This is a genomic window from Daejeonella sp. (genome assembly GCF_044348475.1).
GTDB lineage: Bacteria > Bacteroidota > Bacteroidia > Sphingobacteriales > Sphingobacteriaceae > Daejeonella.
In genome coordinates this window covers 1-4,815 of record NZ_JBIKSU010000117.1, presented here as the reverse complement: position 1 = coordinate 4,815, position 4,815 = coordinate 1, and the positions used below count along the sequence as shown (strand labels likewise).

Annotated in this window: 3 protein-coding genes; 1 reads left to right on the top strand and 2 read right to left on the bottom strand. The window is 37.7% G+C overall.

What is annotated here, in order from left to right:
• The coding region (locus ACIQZ6_RS11930) for a serine hydrolase domain-containing protein (protein ID WP_395811388.1) at positions 1-1,152 on the top strand (1,152 nt) is incomplete at its 5' end.
• Between the two features lie 58 nt (positions 1,153-1,210).
• Here ACIQZ6_RS11930 and polA read toward each other — a convergent pair.
• Positions 1,211-4,027: a DNA polymerase I gene (polA, locus tag ACIQZ6_RS11925; protein ID WP_395811386.1), complete on the bottom strand. Its 2,817-nt coding sequence runs from the start codon at positions 4,025-4,027 to the stop codon at positions 1,211-1,213.
• A 39-nt stretch (positions 4,028-4,066) separates the two neighbouring features.
• A complete protein-coding gene (locus ACIQZ6_RS11920) occupies positions 4,067-4,636 on the bottom strand; it encodes a DNA-3-methyladenine glycosylase I (RefSeq protein WP_395811384.1) in 570 nt (189 codons plus the stop codon).
• Positions 4,637-4,815: the final 179 nt, after the last annotated feature.

Genomic DNA, 4,815 nt, shown 5'->3' with positions numbered 1-4,815 from the left:
AGTTCCACTCCTTTTGAAAAAAGAAAGAAGAGAACGCTTTCTGATGAGCAAGTAGATAGCATAGCTTTAATCTATAACCCCAAAAAGGCAGATAAAAGAATTGATGAATTTATGATGAATCTTCACCGAAGATCTGGTTTTAATGGAAATGTACTGGTCGCAAAAAACGGAAAAATTATTTATGAGAAGGCAATTGGTTGGGCAGATCATTTACATCGCGACAGTTTGAAAATAAACTCAGTGTTTGAGCTGGCATCAGTGACCAAAATCTTTACTTCTACAGCAGTAATGATGTTGGTTGAAGATGGAAAACTCAATTTAAATCAGGATGTTAAAGAATTTTTTCCTGATTTTCCTTATGATGGCATTACGGTTAAACAATTGCTGACCCACCGATCTGGTATGATGAATTATGTATATTTCGTTGACGATCTCTGGAAGGCTCAAAAGAAAGATGAGCGTCCTGGTATTACCAATCAGGATGTTATGAAGTTAATTGCAGAGCACAAACCTGCACCTTACATGAAACCAGATCGAAAATTCCATTATAATAACTCAAATTATATGGTTTTAGGGGCTATTATTGAAAAGGTTAGCGGGCAGAAATTCTCACAATTTATGGCTGAACATATTTTTAAGCCACTTGGAATGAAGCAAACAGCAGTTTATTCTAAGGCAGAATATACTAAGATCCCGGTAGATGTGGTTGGTCACGACAGAACGTGGCGTCGCTCTGTGGCACAGAATTTTCTTGATGGCCCCGTAGGAGACAAAGGGATTTATAGTACACTACATGATCTGTATCTGTTTGACAGGGCTATGCGTAAGGGCAGTTTAGTAGAAACATCAACTATGGATTCAATTTATGCTCCTCGAAATGAGATGCAGAGAGGCCATTTCAATTATGGTTATGGATGGCGAACCTTTGTTGATGGTAAGCATAAAGTAGTATATCATACCGGCTGGTGGCATGGATTTCGACATATTTATCTTAGACAGTTAGATAAAGATGTGACCGTTATTTTGTTAAGTAATCTTACCAATGGGAGTCTGTTAAAACTGGATGAGCTTTTTAATGCAGCGGGCATGCCGGTTGTTCGAAGAAGTGCGTATTCCGGAAGTGGGCAGAATTCAGTTTCGGATGACGATTAATAAAGTACTAATTTCAGAATATTCGTATCCATAACACCCATTAAATTCAAGCATAAAATTAATGTGCTTCAAGCCAATTACTGCCTTGGCCAACTTCAACCAGAATGGGTACTTTCATGTCAATTGCATTTTTCATGCGGCTTTCAATGATATTTTTCATGATCTCAATTTCTGCCTTCGGCACATCGAATACTAATTCGTCATGTACCTGCATGGTCATTTTAGAATTCAGCTTTTGGTCAATGATATCTTGATGAATTCGTATCATTGCGATTTTGATCATATCTGCAGCAGAGCCCTGTATTGGGGCATTTATTGCATTTCGTTCTGCAAAGCCGCGTACCGTCTGGTTAGCTGAATTGATATCTCTTAGGTAACGTCTTCTGCCCATGATTGTTTCAACATATCCATTTTCTCTGGCAAAATTCATGGTATCGTTCATGTATTTCTTAATTCCGGGATAGGTATTGAAATAGTTTTCAATTATTTCGCCTGCCTCTTTTCTTGGGATACCCAGATTTTGCGAAAGTCCAAATGCGGATTGCCCATAAATAATTCCAAAGTTTACAGCTTTTGCATTTCTTCTTTGGTTAGAGCTTACTTCTTCTAGGCTAATTCCATAAACCTTTGCTGCCGTGGCGGTATGAATATCATGGCCCTGAACAAAGGCTTCCATCATGTTTTCATCCTTGCTGATTTCTGCAATGATCCTTAATTCAATCTGGGAATAATCGGCCGAAAGTAGAACATGATCTTTATCTCTAGGGATAAAAGCTTTTCGCACTTCTTTACCCCGCTCGGTACGCACTGGAATATTTTGCAGGTTGGGGTTATTTGAACTTAATCTTCCGGTGGCTGCAACAGCCTGATTGTAGGAAGTATGAATTCGGCCTGTTTTCTTATTGATCATTTGTGGCAATGCATCAACATAGGTTGATTTAAGCTTTTGAAGCTGCCTGAAATCAAGGATATCTGCAACAATATCACTTTTATTTGCGAGCCTGCTAAGTACTTCTTCACCAGTTTGGTACTGCCCTGTTTTTGTTTTTTTTGCCTGAGGGTCTAGCATAAGTTTATCAAAAAGTACTTCTCCCAATTGTTTTGGAGATGCGATATTGAATTTTACGCCAGCTTTTTCATATATAGTTTTTTCGAGTTGTCTTAAATCTGTTTCAAGAATTTTAGAAATTTCTACGAGTGCATTCTGATCTATTTTTACACCTTCACGCTCAATGTCAGCGAGGACATAAACCAGCGGATTTTCAATCTCAACTGCTAATTTCCATGCATTTACAGATTTAAGTATAGGTTCGAACGTATTTTTTAATTGAAGGGTAATGTCGGCATCTTCGGCTGCATACTCCTTAACCAGTTCAACATCAATATCCCGCATACTTCCCTGGTTTTTGCCTTTTTGGCCAATCAGACTAGTGATACTCACCGGGCTATATTGAAGATAGTTTTCGGCAAGTAAGTCCATGTTATGGCGGGAATCTGGATCAATCAGGTAATGTGCAAGCATGGTATCAAAAAGCTCGCCCTGAACATGAATACCATACCAGTTAAGAACAAGAATATCATATTTCAGATTCTGCCCGATTTTGCCTATTTGAGGATTTTCAAGTACACACTTGAATTCATTCAAGGTATTTTGACAATCAGTTTGATCTGTAGATAATGGAATATACCATCCCTCACCTGGTTTGATACTGAATGAAAGGCCAACCAGCTCACAATCGTTGGCATCCAGGCTGGTTGTTTCAGTGTCAAAACAGAATGATTTTTGAGAGGCTAATAAAGTAATGAGGGATGCTCTTTTTTCAAAGGTATCGGCCAGATCATAGTGATGAGCAGTGTTGTGAATGTTTTTAAAAACTACTGGAGCATCGGCATGGTTTGAATCATTTCTGTCATTTTCAGTCGTATCATTCTGCAAATTATTAGCTCCAAAAAGATCCATTTGACCGTTTTTTGTTGTGGCAGTCTTAACTTCAGCAACATTGAACTCTTCTCCAAACACTCGACGACCAAGTGTACGAAACTCGAGTTCAGCAAAAAGAGCCTCTAATACTTCACGATTAGGTTGGTCAACATGTAATGCATCAACATCCAGATCAACTGGAGCATTGAGTAGAATTGTTGCCAGTTTTTTAGAAATTAGACCCTGTTCTGCAAAATTTTCAACGTTCTCTTTTAATTTACCTTTAAGTTCATGACTATTTTTAATGATATTCTCTATTGAACCATATTGTTTGATCAGTAGTTTTGCTGTTTTTTCACCAATACCAGGTATTCCTGGGATATTGTCGACTGCGTCTCCCCAAAGCCCAAGAATATCGATTACTTGTTCAACATGATCAATTTCCCATTTTTCAAGGATCTCTTTTACGCCCAGAATCTCCATCCCATTACCCATTCTTGCGGGCTTATAAATGAAAATATTTTCAGAAACTAGCTGGCCAAAATCCTTATCGGGTGTCATACAGTATACAGTAAAACCCTCTTTTTCGGCTTTTTTGGCTAAAGTTCCAATCAGGTCATCGGCTTCATATCCATCTGAAAAAATTACAGGGATATTAAAACCTTCTATTAATCGGACGATGTAAGGAATGGCTGCTGATAGATCTTCTGGCATTGCCTCGCGGTGTGCCTTATAGGCAGCAAAATCGGTGTGACGCTCAGTGGGAGCTGAAGTGTCAAATACCACGGCCATATGACTTGGATTTTCCTTTTTCAAAACTTCCAGCAGGGTGTTTGTGAATCCCATGATAGCCGATGTGTTCAAGCCACTCGAAGTGAATCTGGGATTTTTGCTAAGGGCAAAATGGGCCCGGTATATTAATGCAAATGCATCTAAGAGAAATAGTTTTTTCATTTGAATAGTAATCTTTTTGAGGTAAAATACCTCTATTTTTTATCTGGCTATGCAGCCTTCGATATGGTCATTTATCATTCCTGTTGCTTGCATATAAGCATAGCAGATGGTTGTACCAAAAAATTTAAACCCTCTTTTTTTCATGTCTAAACTTATACGGTCTGAAAGCTCAGTTCTTGCCGGAGCATTCTTATGATCTTTCCAGGTATTTATTATTGGTTTTTTATCGGGTAAAAACCCCCAGATATAATTTGAAAATGATCCAAAATTTTGCTGAATTTCCATAAATAATCTGGCATTGCTGATGCTAGAATTTATCTTTAACCTATTTCTAATTATACCTTCATCTATTAATAAGCGTTTAACGTCTTGTTCTGTGAATTCTGCTACTTTTTGAGTGTCAAAATTTGCAAATGCTTTTCGATAATTTTCACGTTTTCTTAAAATGGTAATCCAGCTTAATCCAGCTTGTGCACTTTCCAGAATAAGAAATTCAAACAAAGTTTGATCATCATAAACGGGTTTGCCCCATTCCTGATCATGATACCGTACATATAATGGATCTGTACCACACCAGGCGCACCTGATTATATTTTTATTTAGATCCAACTTTTTTTATTCATTTTAACAATAGAAAGCTAACTAATTTCAGTGATAGTTCAAATTTGAATTATCTGTTCAACTCTTCCCAATACTCAAGCGCCCTACGGTAGTGTGGAATAACGATTGATCCACCAACCAAATTTGCAATCATAAATATCTCATTCATCTCATCAGTACTAACTCCT

Bases quoted from the DNA above. Each gene is read 5' to 3' on its own strand.
- polA (WP_395811386.1), bottom strand. From the start codon at position 4,027: ATGAAAAAACTATTTCTCTTAGATGCATTTGCATTAATATACCGGGCC.